General features: G+C 61.2%; 20 protein-coding genes. 13 read left to right on the forward strand and 7 right to left on the reverse strand.

Going from position 1 to position 23,527, the window contains the following annotated elements:
- Positions 1-75: 75 nt before the first annotated feature.
- The 5 genes from bioD to bioB all read right to left on the reverse strand — a co-directional run bounded on the left by bioD (position 76) and on the right by bioB (position 4,687).
- Positions 76-756, reverse strand: a complete 681-nt coding sequence (gene bioD / locus LAB08_RS27875) for a dethiobiotin synthase (protein WP_096514627.1) — start codon at positions 754-756, stop codon at positions 76-78.
- Positions 753-1,577, reverse strand: a complete 825-nt coding sequence (gene bioC, locus LAB08_RS27880) for a malonyl-ACP O-methyltransferase BioC (protein ID WP_096514625.1) — start codon at positions 1,575-1,577, stop codon at positions 753-755. The genes bioD and bioC overlap by 4 nt, the downstream gene beginning before the upstream one ends.
- Complete coding sequence (locus LAB08_RS27885; RefSeq protein WP_096514624.1) at positions 1,570-2,301, reverse strand: alpha/beta fold hydrolase; 732 nt, start codon at positions 2,299-2,301, stop codon at positions 1,570-1,572. Before LAB08_RS27885 ends, bioC begins: the two co-directional genes overlap by 8 nt.
- Complete coding sequence (gene bioF, locus LAB08_RS27890) at positions 2,294-3,472, reverse strand: 8-amino-7-oxononanoate synthase (protein WP_096514622.1); 1,179 nt, start codon at positions 3,470-3,472, stop codon at positions 2,294-2,296. Before bioF ends, LAB08_RS27885 begins: the two co-directional genes overlap by 8 nt.
- 159 nt (positions 3,473-3,631) lie before the next feature.
- Positions 3,632-4,687, reverse strand: a complete 1,056-nt coding sequence (gene bioB, locus LAB08_RS27895; protein ID WP_096514620.1) for a biotin synthase BioB — start codon at positions 4,685-4,687, stop codon at positions 3,632-3,634.
- Positions 4,688-4,796: 109 nt separating this feature from the next.
- On the opposite strand from bioB, the gene LAB08_RS27900 reads away from it, so the two are divergent.
- The 5 genes from LAB08_RS27900 to rarD all read left to right on the forward strand — a co-directional run bounded on the left by LAB08_RS27900 (position 4,797) and on the right by rarD (position 10,705).
- Entirely contained in the window at positions 4,797-5,537 is a 741-nt protein-coding gene (locus LAB08_RS27900; protein WP_096514619.1) for a ComFC family protein, read from the forward strand.
- A 189-nt stretch (positions 5,538-5,726) separates the two neighbouring features.
- A complete protein-coding gene (locus LAB08_RS27905) occupies positions 5,727-6,491 on the forward strand; it encodes a TOBE domain-containing protein (protein WP_096514617.1) in 765 nt (254 codons plus the stop codon).
- Positions 6,492-6,557: 66 nt separating this feature from the next.
- A complete protein-coding gene (locus LAB08_RS27910; protein WP_096514615.1) occupies positions 6,558-8,459 on the forward strand; it encodes a PhoX family protein in 1,902 nt (633 codons plus the stop codon).
- A 177-nt stretch (positions 8,460-8,636) separates the two neighbouring features.
- Complete coding sequence (locus tag LAB08_RS27915; RefSeq protein WP_096514613.1) at positions 8,637-9,611, forward strand: serine/threonine protein kinase; 975 nt, start codon at positions 8,637-8,639, stop codon at positions 9,609-9,611.
- 206 nt (positions 9,612-9,817) lie between these two features.
- Positions 9,818-10,705 carry an EamA family transporter RarD gene (gene rarD, locus LAB08_RS27920; RefSeq protein WP_096514611.1) on the forward strand — a complete coding sequence of 296 codons (888 nt, stop codon included), beginning with the start codon at positions 9,818-9,820 and terminating at the stop codon, positions 10,703-10,705.
- 216 nt (positions 10,706-10,921) lie between these two features.
- On the opposite strand, the gene LAB08_RS27925 is transcribed toward rarD, so the two are convergent.
- Entirely contained in the window at positions 10,922-11,440 is a 519-nt protein-coding gene (locus LAB08_RS27925) for a glycine cleavage system transcriptional repressor (RefSeq protein WP_096514609.1), read from the reverse strand.
- A 521-nt stretch (positions 11,441-11,961) separates the two neighbouring features.
- On the opposite strand from LAB08_RS27925, the gene LAB08_RS27930 reads away from it, so the two are divergent.
- Positions 11,962-14,139: a malate synthase G gene (locus tag LAB08_RS27930; RefSeq protein WP_096514607.1), complete on the forward strand. Its 2,178-nt coding sequence runs from the start codon at positions 11,962-11,964 to the stop codon at positions 14,137-14,139.
- 174 nt (positions 14,140-14,313) lie between these two features.
- On the opposite strand, the gene LAB08_RS27935 is transcribed toward LAB08_RS27930, so the two are convergent.
- Positions 14,314-14,760 carry a response regulator gene (locus tag LAB08_RS27935; RefSeq protein WP_096514606.1) on the reverse strand — a complete coding sequence of 149 codons (447 nt, stop codon included), beginning with the start codon at positions 14,758-14,760 and terminating at the stop codon, positions 14,314-14,316.
- Positions 14,761-15,020: 260 nt separating this feature from the next.
- Between LAB08_RS27935 and LAB08_RS27940 the strand changes: the two genes are divergently transcribed.
- From LAB08_RS27940 to LAB08_RS27970, 7 genes are all read left to right on the forward strand, one after another.
- A complete protein-coding gene (locus tag LAB08_RS27940; RefSeq protein ID WP_301943429.1) occupies positions 15,021-16,955 on the forward strand; it encodes a putative nucleotidyltransferase substrate binding domain-containing protein in 1,935 nt (644 codons plus the stop codon).
- A gap of 10 nt (positions 16,956-16,965) precedes the next feature.
- The gene (locus LAB08_RS27945) at positions 16,966-17,673 is read left to right on the forward strand and encodes a 3'-5' exonuclease (protein WP_096514602.1); all 708 of its coding nucleotides are present in this window, start codon (positions 16,966-16,968) and stop codon (positions 17,671-17,673) included.
- 219 nt (positions 17,674-17,892) lie between these two features.
- Positions 17,893-18,411 (forward strand): RNA polymerase sigma factor, encoded by a 519-nt coding sequence (locus LAB08_RS27950; RefSeq protein WP_096514599.1) that lies wholly within the window; start codon positions 17,893-17,895, stop codon positions 18,409-18,411.
- On the forward strand, positions 18,408-19,382 hold the full coding sequence (locus LAB08_RS27955) for a FecR domain-containing protein (protein ID WP_096514596.1): 975 nt from the start codon (positions 18,408-18,410) through the stop codon (positions 19,380-19,382). The genes LAB08_RS27950 and LAB08_RS27955 overlap by 4 nt, the downstream gene beginning before the upstream one ends.
- A gap of 235 nt (positions 19,383-19,617) precedes the next feature.
- Positions 19,618-22,044 carry a TonB-dependent siderophore receptor gene (locus LAB08_RS27960; RefSeq protein ID WP_096514594.1) on the forward strand — a complete coding sequence of 809 codons (2,427 nt, stop codon included), beginning with the start codon at positions 19,618-19,620 and terminating at the stop codon, positions 22,042-22,044.
- A gap of 72 nt (positions 22,045-22,116) precedes the next feature.
- The gene (locus LAB08_RS27965; RefSeq protein ID WP_096514592.1) at positions 22,117-23,247 is read left to right on the forward strand and encodes a PepSY-associated TM helix domain-containing protein; all 1,131 of its coding nucleotides are present in this window, start codon (positions 22,117-22,119) and stop codon (positions 23,245-23,247) included.
- Complete coding sequence (locus LAB08_RS27970; protein ID WP_096514590.1) at positions 23,244-23,423, forward strand: hypothetical protein; 180 nt, start codon at positions 23,244-23,246, stop codon at positions 23,421-23,423. The genes LAB08_RS27965 and LAB08_RS27970 overlap by 4 nt, the downstream gene beginning before the upstream one ends.
- Positions 23,424-23,527 lie beyond the last annotated feature (104 nt).

Raw genomic sequence — 23,527 nt, forward strand, 5'->3', positions numbered from 1 at the left:
GGCCATTGAAGCAGACGCGTGGGCAAAACACCCGACAAAAACACTAATGGCACAGTGCCTTGTCATAGGTAAAATTTAGTCGAGCAAATCCAGTTGCAGATGCTCGGCCACTGCTTCTGCCGTCACCACCTTGAGTTTCGGCACCCGCCCCAGGCACGGCGCAGGGATTCGCTCGGCAAGCGTCGCCAGGTTTTCTTCCAGCCGCGACGTCTTCGCATCGATGATGTTGGCCACCCACCCCGCCAGTTGCAAACCGTCCTGGGCGATCGCCTCGGCCGTCAGCAACGCATGGTTGATACAGCCCAGGCGCACGCCGACGACAAGAATCACCGGAAGATCCAGTGCCATCGCCAGGTCCGACAGATTGTCCTGATCCGCCAGGGGCACACGCCAGCCACCGGCGCCTTCGATCAAGGTGAAATCGGCCTGCAGGTCGAGAATCTGCCGCATGGGCTCCAACAGCGACTGCACCGTCAGCGCCACACCCGCCTCCCGTGCAGCCAGATGCGGTGCAATGGGCGGTTCAAAGGCCACCGGGTTGACCTGCTGATAAGTCAGCGGCAGCGAGCATTCCGCCAACAGTGCCAACGCATCGGCGTTGCGCAAGCCTTTGGGCGTTACATCGCAACCGGAAGCGACCGGTTTACCCGCCGCCGTGCTCAAGCCGGCCGACCGCGCCGCGTGCAGCAAACCGGCGGCCACCGTGGTTTTGCCGACATCGGTGTCGGTGCCGGTGATGAAATAGGCTGCACTCATAAGGGTTTCTCCATAACGGCGTACACCACTTGATAAGTCGCCGGCAGGCCCTGTGCCTGACGAAACTGCTCATAAGCCTCGACCAACCCCAGAATCCGCGCCCGGCCAGTCAATCCGCCCGGCCGACCTGGGTTGATGTTGTGTGCGCCCAGTGCCTTGAGTTCATGGGTCAGACTGCGCACATCCGGGTAATGCAGCACGTGGGGGCGGGTCTCCAGACTGAGCGCCTGCAAGCCGCTGGCCGCGCATAACTGCTGATAAACCGCGAACTCGCGGAAACGGTTGACGTGCACCATGCCATCCACTTGCCGCCAGCTGTCACGCAGTTCAAACAACGTGCCCACGCACAGACTAGCAAACGCGAAGATTCCGCCCGGTTTCAGCACGCGATGGGCTTCGCTGAGCACCGAGGCGAAGTCCGCACACCACTGCACCGCCAGGCTGGAGAAGATCAGGTCGCAGGTCGCGTCGCGCAGCGGCAATCGCTCGGCATCGCCGGCAATGAAGTGCGTGGCGCCACCCAATGGCCGCGCGTGATTGAGCATGCCTTCGGCGATGTCCAGCGCCACACCCTGGCCGGCGGGAAACCGCTCAGCCAATGAGCGACTGAAATGCCCGGTGCCGCAGCCCAGGTCGAGCCAGCGCCCCGGAATGAAATCACCCGGCAAACGGCTCAGCAGTTGACTGCCCACATCACGTTGCAACTCGGCCACGCTGTCGTAGCTCGCCGCCGCCCGGGAGAAGGACGCCGCGACCTGGCGTTTGTCGGGCAATCCGCCGGGCTGCTTTGGAAAGGGAAGCGCAAGAGATAAATCAGTCATCACCGGACTCATGCAAAAAGGCCTGGATCGCCCCCGCCACACCGTGGGGGTCTTCCAGAAGAAATGCGTGGCTGGCCCGTTCAATCAGGCCGATTTCGACATCCGGCAGCAACCTCAGCAAGTCCCCCGCCGCTTCGGCCGGGACCAACCCGTCGAGGCCGGCGAACAGATGCAGTTGCGGACCGCGAAACGTCTGCAAGGCGTGTCGGGTATCCAGTTGCGCGAGCACTTCCAGACCGCTCATCAATACCGGTGCCGCCGTATGTGGCGCACCGCCGAGCAGCAATCGCGACAATCCGCGCGGGTCTTCGGCACCTTGTGCGCACAGCAACGAAAAGCGTTTCAAGGTCATGCGCGGATCAGCTGCACAGCCCGCCAGAAACGCATCGAAGGTTTCGCCGGGCATCGCGCTCGGCCACTGTTCATGGCTGACAAAAGAAGGATTGCTCGCCAGGGTCAACAAGCCGCAGCAACGATCGCCGCGACGCGCTGCCAATGCCGACGCGAGCATGCCACCCAAGGACCATCCGCCGAGCCAGGCGTCCTGGGGGATCGCCGAATCAAGCTCATCCAGCCACTCTTCAAGATCGCTCGACTCCAGCTCCGGCAATGGTTCGATTTCCACCCGAAGGTGTTCGTCCAGGCCCTGCAAGGCCGCCGCCAAGGGTTCCAGCGGCGAAATTCCGAGGCCCCAACCGGGCAGCAGAATCAGTCGATCACGCATGGCTTGGCTCCGCTCCCAGTTGTCCGAAACAATCGGCCAATCCTTCTAACAATAGCTGTACCTGCGCTTCGCTGTGGGCGGCGGTCAGGGTCACGCGCAGTCTGGCGCTGCCGGCGGGCACGGTTGGCGGGCGGATCGCGGTCACCATCAACCCGCGTTCGCGCAGCAACTGCGACAAGCGCACGGCGCGTGCGGCGTCGCCGATCATGATCGGCTGGATCGGTGTGAAACTGTCCATCAGCTCCAGGCCAATCTGCTCGGCGCCCTGGCGGAATTGGCGGATCAGCGTTTGCAGATGCTCACGACGCCAATGCTCGCTGCGCAACAGTTCCAGGCTTTTCAGCGTGGCGCAGGCCAGGGCCGGCGGCTGGCTGGTGGTGTAGATATAAGGCCGGGCAAACTGGATCAGGCTCTCGATCAGCTCTTCGCTGCCGGCGACAAAAGCCCCCGCCGTACCGAACGCCTTGCCGAGGGTGCCAACCAGTACCGGCACGTCTTCCATGCTCAGGCCAAAGTGCTCGACGATGCCGCCACCGTTGGCGCCCAGCGGGCCGAAACCGTGAGCATCGTCAACCATCAGCCATGCCCCCTTGGCCTTGGCTTCCCGGGCCAGTGCCGGCAGGTTGGCGATGTCGCCGTCCATGCTGAACACGCCGTCGGTGACCACCAGCGTATTGCCGGTGGCTTTCTCAAGCCGTGTCGCCAGGCTCGCCGCATCGTTGTGCAGGTAGCGATTGAAACGCGCGCCGGACAGCAGTCCCGCATCCAGTAGCGACGCATGGTTGAGCCGGTCTTCCAGCACCGTATCGCCCTGCCCCACCAGCGCCGTGACCGCGCCGAGGTTGGCCATGTAGCCGGTGGTAAACAGCAAGGCGCGCGGGCGACCGGTCAGGTCGGCCAGGGCTTCTTCCAGGGCGTGATGCGGGCCACTGTGGCCAATCACCAGATGCGAAGCCCCGCCACCGACGCCCCAGCGCTCGGCGCCGGCACGCCAGGCTTCGATCACTTGCGGATGGTTGGCCAGGCCCAGGTAGTCGTTGTTACAGAACGCCAGCAACGGCTGGCCATCGACCACCACTTGCGGGCCTTGGGGGCTTTCGAGCAGCGGGCGTTGACGGTAAAGATTTTCGGCACGACGGGCAGCCAGGCGTGCGGCGAGATCGAAAGACATGCAGGCCTCGTCTATCCGGTGACATGAATCCACTGTGGGAGCGAGCCTGCTCGCGAATGCGGACTGACATTCAACATTGATGTCGTCTGACACGCCGCCTTCGCGAGCAGGCTCGCTCCCACAGGGTTTTGCATTCAAATCAGAACAGGTGGTAAGCGATTAGACGGCGGCGTTATAGAACTGCTCGCTGCTCTTCTGCTCCACCAGCGCCTGTTCGATGGCCGCCTGATGCACTTCATCGGCGTGCTCTTCGCGGGCTTCCGGCAGGATGCCAAGGCGTCCAAACAGCTGCATGTCCTTGTCGGCCTGCGGGTTGGCGGTGGTCAGCAGTTTTTCGCCGTAGAAAATCGAGTTGGCGCCGGCGAAAAACGCCAGGGCCTGCATCTGTTCGTTCATGGCTTCGCGACCGGCGGACAGGCGCACGTGGGATTTTGGCATCAGGATCCGGGCGACGGCGAGCATGCGGATGAAATCGAACGGGTCGACGTCGTCGGCATTTTCCAGTGGCGTGCCGGCCACTTTCACCAACATGTTGATGGGCACCGACTCTGGATGTTCCGGCAGATTGGCCAGCTGGATCAGCAGGTTGGCGCGATCGTCGAGGGACTCGCCCATGCCGAGGATGCCGCCGGAGCAGATCTTCATCCCCGAGTCACGCACGTAGGCCAGGGTTTGCAGGCGCTCGCCGTAGGTGCGGGTGGTGATGATGCTGCCGTAGAACTCAGGCGAGGTGTCGAGGTTGTGGTTGTAGTAATCAAGACCGGCCTTGGCCAGCGCTTCGGTCTGTTCCTGATCGAGGCGACCGAGGGTCATGCAGGTTTCCAGGCCCAGGGCCTTCACGCCTTCGACCATCTTCAACACATAAGGCATGTCCTTGGCCGACGGATGCTTCCACGCCGCACCCATGCAGAAACGGGTCGAACCGATGGCTTTGGCGCGGGCGGCCTCTTCGAGGACCTTCTGCACTTCCATCAATTTTTCTTTTTCCAGGCCGGTGTTGTAGTGACCGGACTGCGGACAATATTTGCAATCTTCCGGGCAGGCGCCGGTCTTGATCGACAACAGGGTCGACACCTGGACGCGGTTGGCATCGAAATGCGCGCGGTGCACGGTCTGCGCCTGGAACAGCAGGTCATTGAATGGTTGAACGAAGAGTGCTTTGACTTCGGCCAAAGACCAGTCATGACGCAGGGTTGCAGAGGTGCTGGCGCTCATGGGCGTTACCTTTATTTTAACCAGGGCAAGGTTTTATGCTGGGCAAACGACTGCGGGATGGAATACCCACAGCCGCGACACGGATGTTCGGCATATTTAAGGAAGAGCGATGCACTGTCAACCACGATACAAAGGACCGGTTTACATCTGGTTAAAAAACAAACAATCCTGCTTGCTCTGCGATGAAGCCGCCGATGGCGATACGCCCCTCTGCATGGCCTGCGAAACCGAGTTGCCCTGGCTCGGCGACCACTGTCAGACCTGCGCACTGCCATTACCTGCGGCGGGCCTGACCTGCGGCCAATGCCTGAAACAACCGCCGGCTTTCGAACGGGTCATCGCGCCGTGGACCTACAGCTTTCCGATAGACAGCCTGATCACCCGCTTCAAACACAGTGCGAAGTGGCCGTTTGGCCACCTGCTTGCCGAACTGCTCGCTCAGGCCCTGCAACATCGCTTCGAGAATGATCTGCCGCGCCCCGATTTAATGCTGCCAGTGCCGCTGGCCACCCGGCGACTGCGCCAGCGGGGTTTCAATCAGGCCGCGATGCTGGCGCGCTGGCTCGGCAGCCGGTTGAACATACTTGGCGATGAACGGTTGCTCCTGCGGATTCAGGACACCGACGCGCAGCAAGCGCTGAACGCCAACGAACGGCGCAAGAACTTGCGCAATGCTTTCGCGCTGGCACCCGATGCATCGGTCAAAGGACTCCACTTGGCACTGGTGGACGACGTGCTCACCACCGGTGCCACGGCGCAAGCACTGGCCCGCCTGTTGATGGATGCGGGCGCCGCTCGGGTCGATGTGTATTGCCTGGCCCGCACCCCCAAACCCGGCGACACAATTTGACCTGAACATACAACCCCCCTGTAGGAGCGAGCCTGCTCGCGAAGACGGATTATCATTCAACAGAGATGTCGACTGAGATGACGCCTTCGCGAGCAGGCTCGCTCCTACAAAGGGGCAGTGGCTTGACTTGACTCCCGGGCCTCCAGCAGCCAACGTCCTCACCATCGTCACAGCCCGAAGCGTCCTGCCATGTCCTTGCCTACGCTGTTGTCCCAGCACATTGTCCGCCGCCCGCAACGAATCGCACTGCTGCAACACATTGCCGAACAGGGCTCGATCACCCGCGCGGCGAAAAGCGCAGGCCTGAGCTACAAAGCCGCCTGGGATGCCATCGATGAACTCAACAACCTCGCGCAGAAGCCGCTGGTGGAACGCAGCGTCGGCGGCAAGGGCGGTGGCGGCGCCAGGCTGTCCAGCGAAGGCGAACGGGTGTTGCGCCTCTATCAAAAGCTGCAAGCCTTGCAGGCCCAGGTGCTGGAAGCCGCCGAGGAGGCCAGCGACCTCGACCTGCTCAGCCGCTTGATGCTTCGGACCAGCGCGCGCAATCAGTTGCACGGCAAGATCGCGGCCATCGAAACCCAGGGCCACAATGACCGGATTCGCCTGGAACTGGCCGAAGGCTTGAGCATCGATGCGCAAATCACCCACGACAGCACCCTGCGCCTGGAGCTGCAACCCGGCACCGAAGTGGTGGCCCTGATCAAGGCCGGTTGGCTGGAGGTGTTGGGCGCCGGGGACAGTGCAACACCCGGTTACAGTTGCCTCAAAGGCACTGTCGAAGAAGTACTCGACGCGCAAGGCGGTCCCAGCGAAGTACGCATCGGCCTGCCCAATGGCCAGACACTCTGCGCCCTGGCCGAGCCCGCGCATCTGCGATCCCGGGGATTGAGCGTCGGAAAACCGGTGAGCGTGCAGTTTTCGCCGTCCAACGTACTGCTCGGCACGCCGCTGTAAACGCGCTGCAACAAAACCTTCATCACCCATCATTAAGGTGACTGCAAAAACCGCAGGGAGCCTGATGTGAGCCTATTGAAAGATAACCAACCCACCGACCTCGAACAGATGGTCGGTCTCAGCCGCCGTGGATTCATCAGCGCCGGCGCCCTGTGCGGCGCCGCGATGTTCCTGGGTGGCAATCTGCTGAGCCGCAGCGTGCTGGCCGCCAGTGTCAGCGCCGGCACCAGCCAGTTGCTGGGTTTCGACAGCATTCCCGCCGCCACCGCCGACAGCATCAGCCTGCCGCCTGGCTACCGATCTTCGGTGCTGATCAGTTGGGGCCAGCCCCTGCACAAAGACGGCCCGGCCTTCGACCCAAGCGGCAATGGCAGCGCCGAGCATCAAGAGGTGCAGTTCGGCGACCACAACGACGGCATGAGCCTGTTCGCCTTTCCCGACAACCCCAACCGGGCGCTGATGGCGATCAACAACGAGTACACCAATTACCGCTACCTCTACCCCCATGGCGGCATGCCGCAGTCGGCCGAAGAGGTGCGCAAGGCTCTGGCTGCCGAAGGCGTGACGGTCATCGAAGTGCAGCGCAACAACGGTCATTGGCAATTCGTCCAGGGTTCGCGCTACAACCGGCGCATCCACGGCAATTCGCCGATCAGCCTGAGCGGTCCGGCCGCCGGTCACGAGCTACTCAAGACCAGTGCCGATCCGCACGGCAAGGCGGTCCTGGGCACCTTCCAGAATTGCGCCAATGGCAAGACCCCGTGGGGCACCTATCTGACCTGCGAAGAGAACTTCACCGACTGCTTCGGCAGCAGCAATGCCGAGCAGAAGTTCGACGCCGCACAGAAACGCTATGGCGCGGTGGCAGCCAGCAAAGAGATCAACTGGCATCCACACGATGCGCGCTTCGACCTGGCGAAGAATCCCAACGAACTCAACCGTCACGGCTGGATCGTGGAGATCGACCCCTTCGATCCGCAATCCACCCCGGTCAAGCGCACCGCGCTGGGTCGTTTCAAACATGAAAACGCCGCACTGGCCGAAACCGGTGACGGTCATGCCGTGGTGTACATGGGCGACGATGAGCGCGGCGAGTTCATCTACAAGTTCGTCAGCCGCGACAAGATCAACCACAAGAACCCCAAGGCCAATCGCGACCTGCTGGACCACGGCACCTTGTATGTGGCGCGTTTCGACGCCGGCGACGGCAACGCCGATCACCCCAAAGGCCAGGGCGAATGGGTCGAACTGACCCACGGCAAAAACGGCATCGATGCCAGCAGCGGTTTCGCCGACCAGGCTGAAGTGCTGATTCACGCGCGCCTGGCGGCCAGCGTGGTGAAGGCCACGCGCATGGACCGCCCGGAATGGATCGTGGTCAGCCCCAAGGACGGCCAGGTTTACTGCACGCTGACCAACAACGCCAAACGCGGCGAAGACGGGCAACCGGTGGGCGGGCCGAATCCGCGGGAGAAAAACGTCTACGGGCAAATCCTGCGCTGGCGCACCGACCGCGACGATCACGCCTCGAACACTTTTGCCTGGGATCTGTTCGTGGTCGCCGGCAACCCGCAAGTGCATACCGGCACCCCGAAAGGCGGTTCGTCGAACATCACGCCGCAGAACATGTTCAACAGCCCCGATGGCCTGGGCTTCGACAACGCCGGACGCTTGTGGATTCTCACCGACGGCGATGTCAGCAATACCGGTGACTTTGCCGGTATGGGCAACAACCAAATGCTCTGCGCCGACCCGATGACCGGCGAAATTCGCCGCTTCATGGTCGGGCCGATCGGCTGCGAAGTGACGGGCATCAGCTTCTCGCCAGATCAGAAGACCTTGTTTGTCGGGATTCAGCATCCGGGCGAAAACGGTGGCTCGACCTTCCCCGAGCACTTGCCCAATGGCAAGCCACGGTCGTCGGTGATGGTCATTACCCGGGAAGATGGCGGGATCGTCGGCGCCTGATCCGGCCCCATCGCGAGCAAGCATTGCTCCCACAAGGAAGCGTATTTGACCTGTGGGAGTAAAGCTTGCTCACGATGACGCCAATGCAGACACCTCACCTCTCAACCCCCTAAAGCAGCCCCGTCTGCGCTACCATGCCTGGCCGGACGCAGCAGCCTGCTGCGCGCAGGAGTCAGCATGGCCCACCCGTTTGAAACCCTCACCCCAGACCTCGTGCTCGATGCCGTCGAAAGCATCGGCTTCTTGAGCGATGCCCGTGTCCTGGCGCTCAACAGTTACGAGAATCGTGTCTATCAAGTCGGCATCGAAGACTCCGAGCCGCTGATCGCCAAGTTTTACCGCCCGCAGCGCTGGACCAACGAAGCGATTCTGGAAGAACACCAGTTCACCTTCGAGCTCACCGAAGTCGAGGTGCCGGTGGTTGCGCCGATGATCCACAACGGTGAAACCCTGCACGAACACAACGGCTTCCGTTTCACCCTGTTCCCCCGCCGCGGCGGCCGCGCGCCGGAGCCTGGCAACCTCGATCAGCTGTATCGCCTGGGGCAACTGCTCGGTCGCCTGCATGCGGTCGGTGCAACCAAACCGTTCGAGCACCGCGAAGCCCTGGCGGTAAAAAACTTCGGCCATGACTCGCTGGCGACCCTGCTCGAAGGCAATTTCATCCCCCGCAGTTTGCTGCCAGCCTACGAGTCCGTCGCCCGCGACCTGCTCAAGCGGGTCCAAGAGGTCTACGACGCAACGCCGCACCAGAACATCCGCATGCACGGCGATTGTCACCCCGGCAACATGATGTGCCGCGACGAGATGTTCCACATCGTCGACCTCGACGACTGCCGCATGGGCCCGGCGGTGCAGGACATCTGGATGATGCTGGCCGGTGACCGCCAGGAATGCCTGGGGCAGTTGTCGGAACTGATGGACGGCTACAACGAATTCCACGACTTCGACCCACGGGAACTGGCGTTGATCGAACCGCTGCGCGCCCTGCGCCTGATGCACTACAGCGCCTGGCTCGCCCGCCGCTGGGACGACCCGGCGTTCCCGCGCAGCTTTCCGTGGTTCGGCACCGAACGATATTGGGGCGATCAGGTATTGGCGTTGCGTGAACAGTTGGCGGCGCTCAATGAAGAGCCCCTCAAACTCTTCTAACCCACACAAAACCACTGTGTGAGCGAGCCTGCTCGCGAATGGGGCGGCACATTCAGCACATCTGCGGCTGACACACCGCTTTCGCGAGCAGGCTCGCTCCCACAGGTTGTCCGTGTTCACAATTGGCCAACCTATTACGGCAGGACATTCGTAGACAAATCTCCTTACAATCCCTTCTTTGTTAGCTGCCTAAGCAAGGATTCTGCATGCAAGCCGCCAACCCGCGTCGCGGGTACATTCTGGGCCTGACCGCCTACATCATCTGGGGACTTTTCCCGCTCTATTTCAAAGCCATCGCCAGCGTGCCCGCCGTGGAGATCATCATCCATCGCGTACTGTGGTCGGCGCTGTTCGGTGCCTTGTTGCTGATGGTCTGGAAGCATCCTGGCTGGTGGCGCGAGCTGCGTGAAAATCCGCGGCGGCTGGCGATCCTGGCCTTGAGCGGCACGCTGATCGCAGCCAACTGGCTGACCTATGTGTGGTCGGTGAATAACGGGCGCATGCTCGAAGCCAGTCTCGGCTACTACATCAACCCGCTGGTGAACGTGCTGCTGGGCATGCTGATCCTCGGCGAACGGCTACGGCGCATGCAATGGATTGCCGTGGGCCTGGCGACCATCGGTGTGGCGCAACAGGTGTGGCAGGTCGGCAGTTTGCCGTGGGTGTCGCTGGTATTGGCGCTGACCTTCGGCTTCTACGGACTCATTCGCAAGCAGGCACCGGTCAAGGCGTTGCCGGGCCTGGTGGTGGAAACCTGGATGCTGGTGCCGATCGCCCTGGGTTGGTTGCTACTCAATCCGACTGCCCACAGTGCCCAGGCCGAGTTCTGGACCACGTCCGAAGCCTGGTGGCTGGTGGCTGCCGGGCCGGTCACACTGGTGCCGCTGGTCAGTTTCAACGCCGCCGCGCGGCATTTGCCTTACACCACGTTGGGATTTCTCCAGTACCTGGCGCCGACGCTAGTACTGCTGCAAGCCGTCCTGTTGTTTGGTGAGCACTTGTCTTCCAGCACATTGACGGCGTTCATCTTTATCTGGGCCGGTCTGGCGGTTTACAGCGTCGATGCGTGGATAAGTCTGCGCCGTCGCAGCTGATCAAAAAACGCACAAAACTCTGCAGACCACAGCCGACATGGCCTGCAGAGTTCCTTCCCAAGGTTATCCACAGCGTGATCCCCGGCGTTTGTGCGCAAGTCACTGAATGTTGGCGTTTTTTTGATCAACACTCGCCAAGCCACGGTTGACGTGGCCTGGCCGGCTGTCTCTACAGGTTATCCACAGGCAGGTGCACGTTTAACTTGGATAACCCGATCAGGGTTCGCTGCGCAGCACCAACTCCACCATAAGGTCGTCGGCCAGGGTTTCCAGGCGTGATTGCAGCACCTCCAGTGACAGCGTCAATGGCACTGCGAGAATCGCTTCGGCGTGAAACAGCGGCTCGCTGCTCATCGGCGCCGGCCGCACTTCCGTCACCAACCGCTCCAGATTGACCCCCTGTTCACTCAGCAATCGGGTGATATCGCGCACGATCCCCGGCCGGTCATTGCCCACCAACTCCATGGCAATCGGTTTCCAGGTGCAGGATTGCTCGATGCTGCTTTCGGCAATCAACACTCGAATGCCTTGGCTGGATAACCCTTTCAAGGCGTCGACCAGCGCATCGTAGGCTTCGGCCGGTACACCCACCCGAAGAATCCCGGCGAATTGCCCGGCCATGCGCGACATGCGGCTTTCCAGCCAGTTGCCGCCATGTTCGGCAATGCATTGGGCAATGCGCTCGACCTGCCCTGGCTTGTCCGGAGCGAAAACAGTGAGTACGAGGTGGTCCATGGCGCAGCCCTCTGGTCATGACTTTTGTTATGGAAAACCAAGTATAGGCAAGGGAAATTTCTGCGGTGAATCAGTTCCTACAACGATTGCGCAGGCCGTGTAGGAGCTGGCTTGCCAGCGAATGAAGGCACCGCCAATCCGTGGGCGAACAACAAATCGTGTACAACTTCTTATATTTAGCTGGAACAATCTCATACTTTTTTGAGAACATCCCGATCCCCGGCGTGACCGCAATGCGTCATGGGGTCGCAGAACGACGTTAATAGTCTAATTTTCACAAGCGCAATTCATCATGTAGTATGCCGCAGCGCGCACTACATAACGTTGGATCGATGTCTGCCACCGGCGCAGTCGCATCCCTGAAAGCCCCGTCAGCAAGGCCTCAAAGCCGTTGATTGGTCCCAACCCAGCCGTCAGAAATGGCATGCACTGGTCGCAGGGTTTGTGGTTTAAATGCCAGAGGCTTCATTGTTAAATTGAAGAGCTGAAAAGCGAAATAGCTGAGCAGAGTGAGGCAAGCAATGACTGAACACGTTCAAGTCGGTGGCCTGCAGGTCGCCAAAGTCCTGTTCGACTTCGTGAACAACGAAGCCATTCCCGGAACCGGCCTCACCGCCGATCAGTTCTGGGCCGGTGCCGACAAGGTCATTCATGACCTGGCGCCGAAGAACAAAGCCCTACTCGCCAAACGCGATGATTTCCAGGCTCGTATCGATTCCTGGCACCAGGAACGCGCCGGTCAGGCGCACGACGCCGTGGCTTATAAAGCCTTCCTGCAAGACATCGGATATCTGCTGCCAGAAGCGGCCGATTTCCAGGCGACGACGCAAAACGTCGATGAAGAAATCGCCCGCATGGCCGGTCCACAATTGGTGGTACCGGTGATGAACGCCCGCTTCGCCCTCAATGCTTCGAACGCCCGCTGGGGTTCGCTGTATGACGCGCTGTACGGCACCGACGCCATCAGCGAAGCCGATGGTGCGGAAAAAGGCAAAGGCTACAACAAGGTTCGCGGTGACAAGGTCATCGCCTTCGCCCGTGCCTTCCTCGACGAAGCGGCGCCTTTGGCAGCCGGCTCCCACGTCGACTCCACCCGCTACTCCATCGTCGGCGGCAAACTGGTGGTCGCCCTCAAAGGTGGCAGCAACACCGGTCTGCGCAACGATGCGCAACTGATCGGCTACCAGGGCGATGTGGCGGCACCGACCGCGATCCTGCTGAAAAACAACGGCCTGCATTTCGAAATCCAGATCGATGCCAGCACCCCGGTCGGCCAGACCGACGCGGCCGGCGTCAAAGACATCCTGATGGAAGCCGCGCTGACCACCATCATGGACTGCGAAGACTCCGTCGCCGCCGTCGATGCCGATGACAAAGTGGTGATTTACCGCAACTGGCTCGGCCTGATGAAGGGCGACCTGTCGGAAGAAGTCGCCAAGGGCGGCAAGACTTTCACCCGCACCATGAACGCCGACCGCACCTACACCGCCATCGATGGCAGCGAATTGAGCCTGCACGGCCGCTCGTTGCTGTTCGTGCGCAACGTCGGTCACCTGATGACCATCGACGCGATCCTCGACAAGGACGGCAACGAAGTACCGGAAGGCATTCTCGACGGTCTGGTGACTTGCCTGGCGGCCTTGCACAACCTCAATGGCAACACGTCGCGCAAAAACACCCGCACCGGCTCGATCTACATCGTGAAGCCGAAGATGCACGGCCCTGAAGAAGCCGCGTTCACCAATGAACTGTTCGGGCGCATCGAAGAGGTGCTGGGCCTGCCGCGCAACACCCTCAAAGTCGGGATCATGGACGAGGAACGCCGCACCACGATCAACCTCAAGGCCTGCATCAAGGCGGCGAGCGAGCGTGTAGTGTTCATCAACACCGGTTTCCTCGACCGTACGGGCGATGAAATCCACACCTCCATGGAAGCCGGCCCGATGGTGCGCAAGGCGGACATGAAGGCGGAAAAATGGATCGGCGCCTACGAGAACTCCAACGTCGATATCGGTTTGAGCACCGGCCTGCAAGGCCGTGCGCAGATCGGCAAGGGCATGTGGGCCATGCCTGACCTGATGGCGGCGATGCTGGAACAGAAAATCGCTCACCCGATGGCCGGCGCCAACACTGCCTGGGTCCCTTCGCCAACCGCCGCGGCGCTGCACGCGCTGCACTACCACAAGGTTGACGTGTTCGCCCGTCAGGCCGAACTGGCCAAACGTGCCCACGCGTCGGTGGACGATATCCTGACCATTCCGTTGGCGGTGAACCCGCAGTGGACTGCCGAGCAGATCAAGAACGAACTGGACAACAACGCCCAGGGCATCCTGGGTTATGTAGTGCGCTGGATCGACCAGGGCGTCGGCTGTTCGAAAGTGCCGGACATCAACGACGTCGGCCTGATGGAAGACCGTGCCACGCTGCGTATTTCCAGCCAGCACATCGCCAACTGGCTGCGTCATGGCATCGTCACCGAAGATCAGGTGATGGAAAGCCTCAAGCGCATGGCCCCGGTGGTTGACCGCCAGAATGCCAACGACCCGCTCTATCGCCCGCTGGCACCGAACTTCGACAGCAACATTGCCTTCCAGGCAGCGGTCGAACTGGTGATCGAAGGCACCAAACAGCCGAACGGCTACACCGAGCCGGTTCTGCACCGTCGTCGTCGCGAGTTCAAGGCTGCCAATGGCCTGTAAGTAAGCGCTGATGTCGGACACAAAAAAGCCCTGATCGAAAGATCAGGGCTTTTTTTGTTCGCGTGTCTCGACCTGTAGGAGCCGGCTTGCTGGCGAAGGCGGCGCATCAATCAACACTGATGACGCCTGATACACCGCTATCGCCAGCAAGCCGGCTCCTACAGGTCAACGCCCTTAAGGATCCATGCCAAGCTCATGCTTGACCAACCCCAGCAATTTTCCGCTATCGATAGGCTTGAGCAGGAAATCGACCACACTCAAATGCATCGCGGCAATGGCGTCTTTTACGTCGGCGTCGCCGGAAACGATGATGAACGGCATCGCCGCCCGCACCGATTCGCGCACCTGACGAATCAGATCCAGGCCATCGACATGCCCCATGCGCAGATCGGTAATCACCAGGCCGATCGAGGGTCTTTCTTCCAGCATCTTGAGTGCGGTTTCACCGCTGGCCGCCGTCATGCAATGAATACCATCCAGCGCCAGAATTTCTGACAGCAACTCTCGGGCGTCCTTGTCGTCGTCAACGATCAGCACCCGTTGCGGCGGCAGGTCGGGTTCCAGCATGACGGCACTGAGCGCCTCGCGCTCGGCGTCACTCAAAATATCGTGGTCGGACATGGCGCTCTCTACATGTTCAGTTCAATTCCCTAGCACAGTGGTGAGACATCGCTAAGCAGAGCTTCAATGTGCACTTCGTCGGATACTTTTCCAATAGCAGGATAGAGCGATTTTTCTCTCAATTGCGTAGGGTTTTTCCGACATTCCATCACACTGATTGCCTACCTAGACTTACGTCCAATGGGCACCCTGACCGCAGGGGTCGACCATGGGTGAGTCATCCGACAACAACAACTCCAAAAAAGACTGCGGTAATGGTTATGAGTAAAGCGGACGCCTTCACACAGGCAGGGAAAACCGCGGTGTTGCAGAACATCCAGGGCACTTTGCAATTCCTTCAGCGCTTCCCGCCCTTCAACCAGATGGAACACGCTCACCTGGCGTACCTGGTCGAGCAATGCCAGCTGCGTTTTTATGCCCCCGGCGAGAGCATCATCAAGCCCGCCGATGGTCCGGTTGAGCACTTTTACATCGTCAAGCAGGGTCGGGTGGTGGGCGAGCGTCCGCATTCGGCCAAGGGTGGCACCGAAACCACGTTCGAAATCACCACCGGCGAATGCTTCCCTCTCGCCGCGCTGCTGGGCGAGCGTGCGACTCGCACCGAACACCTGGCTGCTGAAGACACCTTTTGCCTACAACTGAATAAGCTGGCGTTCATCAAGTTATTCGCCATTTCCCACACCTTTCGTGATTTTGCCCTACGCGGCGTGAGCAGCCTGCTGGATCAGGTCAACCAGCAGGTCCAGCAAAAAGCGGTGGAGACCCTCGGCACCCAGTACTCGCTCAATACTCGCCTGGGTGAATTGGCCATGCGCCATCCGGTGACGTGCAACCCGGCCACGCCACTGCGCGAGGCCGTGACCCTGATGCATGAGCAGCAGGTCGGCAGCATTGTGGTGGTCGATGAACATAAAGCGCCGCTGGGGATTTTTACCCTGCGCGATTTGCGCCAGGTGGTGGCCAACGGCACTGGTGATTTCAATGAAGCCATCGAGCGGCACATGACCCAGGCGCCGTTTTACCTGAGCCCGGACCACAGCGCTTTCGATGCTGCGATCGCCATGACCGAGCGACACATCGCCCACGTCTGCCTGGTCAAGGATCAGCGCCTGTGCGGTGTGGTGTCCGAGCGGGATCTGTTTTCCCTGCAACGGGTCGATCTGGTGCATTTGGCCCGCACCATCCGCAGCGCCCAGCGCGTGGAAAACCTGGTGGCGCTGCGTGGCGAGATCGGCCAACTGGTGGAGCGCATGCTGGCCCACGGTGCGTCTTCAACTCAGATCACCCATATCATCACCCTGCTCAACGACCACACCGTGTGCCGGGTGATCGAACTGACCCTGGCCGAGAAAGGCGACCCCGGCGTGCCGTTCAGTTGGCTGTGTTTCGGCAGCGAAGGTCGCCGTGAACAGACGCTGCACACCGATCAGGACAACGGCATTCTGTTCGAGGCCCGGGACGCGGCCCACGCAGCCGAGATTCGCGGCAAACTGCTGCCCATCGCCCACCAGATCAACCACAGCCTGGCTCTGTGCGGTTTCACGCTATGCAAGGGCAATATCATGGCCGGCAACCCCGAGCTGTGCCTGTCCCGGGTCGAATGGGCACGGCGCTTTGCCGCGTTCATTCGCGAGGCCACGCCGGAAAACCTGCTGGGATCGAGTATCTATTTCGATTTGCGCGTGGTCTGGGGCAGCGAACAGGGCTGCGAACAGTTGCGCCGCGGGATTCTCGACCAGGTGGGCGACAATCGCCTGTTCCAGCGCATGATGGCCGAGAACGCGTTGCGCAATCGCCCGCCGGTAGGACGCTTCCGCGAGTTCGTGCTAGCGCGCAAAAATGGCGAAAAAGCCACCCTGGACCTGAAGATTCAGGGCCTGACACCTTTTGTCGATGGCGCCCGCTTGCTGGCCCTGGCCCATGGCATCGAGGCCAACAATACCCTGGAGCGTTTCCGCCAACTGGTGGATAAAGAGGTTATCGAGCCGCTGGATGGCGCGGCGTACGAAGAGGCGTATCACTTCATCCAGCAAACCCGCATGCAGCAACATCAGCTACAGACCCGAGAGAACCTGCCCTACTCCAACCGGGTCGATCCGGACAGCCTCAATCATCTGGACCGGCGAATCCTGCGTGAGTCCCTGCGCCAGGCACAGCGCCTGCAAAGCAGCCTGGCCCTGCGGTATCAACTATGAGCTACCCGCTATGAGCCTGTTTTCATGGCTACGCCCGGCCACCCCGAGTCTGTCCGCTGAACTGCAAGAACGTCTGCAACGCTTACCGGCGGCCACCGCGCTGAGTGAATGCAGCCTGCGCGAACAACGCTGGGTCGTACTCGATCTGGAAACCACCGGGCTTAACCTGCACAAGGATCGGGTGCTGTCCATCGGCGCGGTGGTGATCGAGGATGGTGCGATCGATTTCCGTCAGCAGTTCGAACGCACCCTGCAATGTGCCGAACTCAAACTCGGCCCCAGTGTTCTGATTCACGGCCTGGGGCCCAGCGCGATTGCCGCCGGCAGTGATCCGGCGCAGGCACTGCTCGAGTTCATGGAGTTCGTCGGCGACAGCCCGCTGCTGGCCTTTCATGCGCCGTTCGACCAGCACATGCTCGGGCGCGCGCTGAAAGACCATCTGGGCTACAAGTTGCAGCATGCCTTTCTGGACGTGGCGGACATCGCACCGTTGCTGTGCCCGCAGGCCAATATCCGCGAGGCAGGGCTGGACGAGTGGATCGACTGGTTCAAGCTGGAAGTCTTCGAGCGCCACAACGCCAGTGCCGACGCCCTGGCCACCGCCGAACTGGCACTGATCCTGTTCAGCCGCGCGCGGCAGCAGCAGGTGCATAGCCCGTTGAATTTGCAGCAGCGGTTGAATCAATGGAAGCGGCGGCAGCAATCGCCGTCTTTCTGAATCTCCAGCGCCCGTTCTGGCCTCATCGCGGGCAAGCCTTGCTCCCACAGGAATCGCGCAAACCTTGTGGGAGCAAGGCTTGCCCGCGATGAACGATGACACGGACTAACTGAAGTCCCCCGAAACCACCCGACCAGCGCCAATTGCTTTACCTCCCCTGCCTCTGCCACAATCGCGAACAATTCTCGTTAGTTAAAATTTCCCAATCGGTGATGCTGCGTGTCGTCAATCCCAAGCCCTCAAAGTGAGCTCGTCGGTGCGTTGTATCGCGACCATCGCAGTTGGCTACTGGCCTGGCTTCGTCGCAATGTCGCTTGCCCGCAGCGAGCCGAAGACCTGAGCCAGGACACTTTCGTGCGTTTGCTGGGCCGTGAAGAACTGAAGGAACCGCGCGAACCACGGGCGTTTCTGGTGGCGATTGCCAAGGGCCTGCTGTTTGACTATTTCCGTCGCGCCGCGCTGGAACAGGCTTACCTCACCGAACTGATGCTGATTCCCGAAGCCGAGCAACCGTCGGTTGAGGAGCAGCAAATGATCCTCGAAGACCTGAAAAACATCGATCGCCTGCTCGGCACACTGTCGAGCAAGGCCCGGGCGGCGTTTCTCTACAACCGGCTCGATGGTCTCGGCCATGCAGAAATCGCCGAACGCCTCGGCGTATCGGTGCCGCGCGTGCGCCAGTACCTGGCCCAGGGCATCCGTCAGTGCTATATCGCGCTGTACGGTGAGCCGACATGAACCCGATCAGTTCCAAACCGGTGTCAACGCAAGTACTGGATGCGGCGATTGCCTGGCAATTGTCCCTGGACTCCGGTAACCCGGTGGAGCGCGAAGAGTTCACCAGATGGCACGCCGCCCACGAAGAACACGCGCGGGCCTGGCGCCAGTTGGGCATGCTCGACCAGCGCTTCAGTGTCGCCAGCGGCCCGGCCCGCACCGCCCTGCTGCAATCGCGTGAAGGCATTCGCCGCCGGGTGCGCAAGCTCGGCAGCGGCCTGGCCAGTGTCGTCGCGGTGATTGGCCTGGCGCTATTTGCCGCTGAGCGTTACCTGCCGGTCGACTATTGGCTGGCCGACCAGCGCACCGCCACCGGCGAACAACGCGCCATTCGCCTGGCCGACGGCACGCTGATCAACCTCAACACCCACAGTGCCGTGGACGTGCGTTTCGATGAGAAGCAGCGACTGATCGTCCTGCAGGAAGGGGAAATCCTCGTCGAGACCGGTCATGGCGATGCCCGGCCGTTTATCGTCGAAACCCGCGAAGGCAGCATGCGCGCATTGGGTACGCGGTTCCTGGTCAAGCGCGAAGAACAAGGCACGCGCCTGAGCGTGTTGCAGTCGGCGGTGGCCGCCCATCCGCAATCGAGCCCTGACGAACAGATCCTGCGCGAGGGCCAGCAAGTGCTGATCGGCAACGATGGCCTGGGGCCGATTGTGGCGCTCAGCCAGGGCGCCGATGCCTGGACCCGCGGCATGCTGGTGGTGGACAACGCGCGCCTGGAAGATCTGGTCCGCGAAATCGGTCGCTATCGCCGTGGGCACCTGGGTGTTGCACCGGAAGTGGCCGACCTGCGGATCACCGGCAGCTTCCCGCTCAAAGACACCAACCTGGCCCTCAATGCCCTGCTGCCGACCCTGCCGGTGCAGATCGAACAGCACACGCCGTGGTGGGTGACGGTGGCGGCGAAGACCGAGGTCAAGCCTTGATTTGATGGTGTCTGGACTGACGCCATCGCGGGCAAGCCTTGCTCCCACAGGATGTTGGGTCGTGCACACAATGACTGGTCAATACAAAATCTGTGGGAGCAAGGCTTGCCCGCGATGGGGCCATCAGCCTTATTAAAAATACTGAATCGAAATTATTTTCATCCACCCCTATCACTTTTTGATTCTCGTCCGGCACACAGGCAATTGAGAAGTATTCCCTTTCAGGAGCCGCTGTATGTCCCGTTCGCTAGACACCTTGTTGCGCCCCAGTTTGCTGGCGGTTGCCATTGCCTTTTGCACCCCTTTGGCCAGCAGTCAACTGATCGCCGCTGAACAGGCGTCCAGCGTTCGTGCGTATAACCTGCCCGCCGCGCCATTGGCCAGCACCCTGAACCAGATCGCCAGCCAGGCCGGCCTGGCGCTGTCGCTGAACCCCTCCCTGGCCGCAGGCAAGACGTCCGCCCCGGTCAAAGGCCAGTTCGATGCGCCCGGCGCCCTGCGCGAAGCCTTGCGCGGCACCGGTCTGCAGCTGGAACAGAGCGGCAGCACCTACACCCTGGTGGCCGTGCCCGAGGGCGTGATGGCCCTGCCGGCGACCAGCGTGATCGGCGTGGAAAGCACTGAAAGCGCCTGGGGCCCGGTGGAAGGTTATGTGGCCAAGCGCACCGCCACCGGCACCAAGACCGACACGGCACTGGTCGAAGTACCCCGATCGATTTCGGTCGCGACCCGCGAGCAGATGGACGACCGCAGTGTGCACAACCTCGACGACGCCGTGCGCTACATGCCCGGCATCACCGCCAGCAGCTTCGGCAGCGACACCCGCGCCGACTGGTTGCGCGTACGCGGTTTCGAACCGACCCAGTTCCTCGATGGCCTGCCACTGCCAAAAGGCGTGTACGCCAACCCGAAACAGGAAACCTGGAACCTGGAGCGTCTCGCCCTGCTGCGCGGCCCCGCCTCGTCGGTCTACGGCCAGACCCCTCCGGGCGGCCTGCTGGACATGGTCAGCCGCCGTCCCAGTGCTGAATCGAGCAATGAAATCCAGCTCCAATACGGCAGCGACAATTACCGCCAGATCAACTTCGCCAGCACCGGCAAGATCGACGAGGATGGTCAATTCCTCTATGGCGTGAGCGGCGTGGTACGCGACAGCGACACCCAGATCGACCACATCGACAATAAACGCTACAACATTGCACCCAGCCTGACCTGGAACATCGACGAAGACACCCGGTTCACCCTGCTGACGCAGTTCACTCGCGACGATACCGGCATCACCAGCCAGTTCCTGCCGATCCAGGGCACCCGTATCCATTCGCCACTGGGTGAAATTTCCCACCACAAAAACCTGGGCGACCCGGACTGGGAATTCTACGACCGCACTTACTACGCCCTGGGTTACGCCTTCGAGCATCGCTTGAACGATGTCTGGCAGTTCCGGCAGAACCTGCGTTACACCAAAACGGACCTGTCCTTCCAGGCCCTCACGCCCGGCGCCTATCCGTTCACCCAGGTCGACGCCAATGGCAACGTTGGCCGCACGAGCACCAGTGTCGACGAGGACATCAGCCAGTTCGCCGTGGACAACAACTTCCAGGGCGACTTCGCTACCGGCGACATCCTGCACACCCTGTTGATCGGCCTCGATCACCAGCGCAACAACACCAACTTCACGTCGATCTTCGGTGATGGCCTGACCACCAACGTGCTCAACCCGATCTACGGGCAGCCGATCGTTCGTCCGCCACGCTCGTCGGCGTTCTATGACTACGATCAGAAAACCCATCAGACCGGCCTGTACGTCCAGGACCAGATGGCCCTCGACCAATGGCGCCTGACCCTGGGTGGCCGCGAGGACTGGGTCCACACCGGCACCAAGTTCTTCAACCACGCCGACGCCACCAACACCGAGCGCGACAAGAACTTCAGCGGTAACGCCGCCATCAGCTATGTGTTCGACAACGGTGTCGTGCCTTATCTGTCCTACGCCGAGTCGTTCCAGCCAACCAGCAATGCCACGGCTTCGCCGACCGACTCGTTCAAGCCGACCGAAGGCAAACAGTGGGAACTGGGCATCAAGTACCAGCCACCTGGCAGCAATACCTTGCTGACCGCGGCGGTGTACGACCTGACCCAGAAAAACGTCTCCGTCACCACCACCAACGCCGACGGCGTCTCGATCACCAGCCAGACCGGTGAAGTGAAGGTCAAAGGCCTGGAGCTGGAAGCGGTGTCCGACGTGAACGAAAACCTCAAGCTCATCGCGGCTTACACCCTGGCCAAGTCCGAAGTCCAGGATGGCACCTTCAAAGGCAATCGCTTGCAACTGATGCCAAACCAACTGGCCTCGGTGTGGGCCGATTACACCTGGCACAACGGCGTGCTGGACGGTTTCGGCCTCGGTGCCGGCGCCCGCTACACCGGCAACACCTACGGCGACCAGGCCAACACCGAGCTAGGCAAGGCTAATGCCTACACCGTGTTCGATGCGGCGGTCCATTACGACCTCGGTCGCCTGGACAACAGCCTCAAGGGCGCCTCGCTGGCGCTGAACGCGACCAACGTGTTCGACAAGGACTACATCTCGACTTGTGACAGTTTCTACTGCTACTACGGCGACCAACGCAGTGTCGTCGCCAGTGCCACTTACAAGTGGTAACGGCTTGATCTGACACGCCCGGTACCCAGGCCGTCCTTCGAGGACGGCTTTGGTATTTCTGGAGGCTATTAAATGAAAAGTAAAACAATTCGCCGCTGGTCCTTCGTCCACACCTGGACCAGCCTGATCTGCACGGTGTTCCTGCTGCTGCTGGCGGTGACCGGTCTGCCGCTGATCTTCCACCACGAGATCGATCACCTGCTGGGCGATGCCGCCGAGTTGCAGCCAATGCCGGCGGACACTCCGCATCTGAATTTGCAGCAGCTTGTGCAGGCGGCTGAAATGCATCGTCCCGGCGAAGTCATGCAGTACTTCGGCTTCGACGAAGACGAGCCCAATGGCGCCATTGCGATCATGGCGCCCACGGCCGGCACCGAGCCAAATTCGTCCCACACCTTCATGCTCGACGCCCGTACCGGCGAAGCGGTGGAGATGCCCTCGGCCAATGGCGGCTTCATGATGGTCATGTTGCGCTTGCACGTGGACATGTTCGCCGAACTGCCGGGCAAGTTGTGGTTGGCGTTCATGGGTTTACTGTTTGTCGTCGCGATTATCTCCGGCACCGTGTTGTACCTGCCGTTCATGCGCCGCTTGAATTTCGCCACCGTGCGCCAGGACAAATCCACCCGCCTGCGCTGGCTCGACCTGCACAACCTGATCGGCGTGGTGACGTTGACCTGGGCCTTGGTGGTCGGCGTGACCGGCGTCATCAGTGCCTGCGCCGACCTGCTGATCGCCGCGTGGCGCAACGACAGCCTCAGCGCCATGGTCGCACCCTACCGCGACGTGCCGCCGCTGACACAACTGGCACCGGCCACGCGTTTGCTCGACATCGCCAGGGAGGTTGCGCCGGACATGCAACCCGACTTCATCGCCTTCCCCGGCACGCGATTCTCCAGTGAGCACCATTACGCGGTATTCATGAAGGGCAGCACACACCTGACGTCACACCTGCTGACGCCAGTCTTGATCGACGCCAGCACCCTGCAAGTCACCGCCGTGGCCGAGCGCCCGTGGTACATGGACGCCATGGGCATGTCGCAGCCACTGCATTTCGGTGACTACGGCGGCATGCCGATGAAAATCCTCTGGGCCACCCTGGATGTGCTGACCATCATCGTGCTCGGCAGTGGCGTTTACCTGTGGGTGGTGCGGCGCAAGGCCGCCAGGCCCGTGCTGGAAAAAACGGAGAGCGTGGCATGAAACCCCGACAGTCGAATTTCTGGAAGGTCTTCGGCACGCCCACCGTCATCGCCCTGTTCAGCGCGGCGGGGTTGTTTGCCGCTCTGCTCGGCGATGGCATATGGGACGCCCTGAGCTGGCTCGGCCTGGGCATCCCCGCCGCCCTCGCCCTGCGCCGCCTCCTCCAACGCCACTAAACCCGGATAAATCTGTGGGAAACCTGTGGGAGCGAGCCTGCTCGCGAATGCGGTGCATCAGTCAACAGTGATGTTGAATGTGATGCCTCTTCGCGAGCAGGCTC

The sequence above is a fragment of the Pseudomonas izuensis genome (assembly GCF_002356535.2).
GTDB lineage: Bacteria > Pseudomonadota > Gammaproteobacteria > Pseudomonadales > Pseudomonadaceae > Aquipseudomonas > Aquipseudomonas izuensis.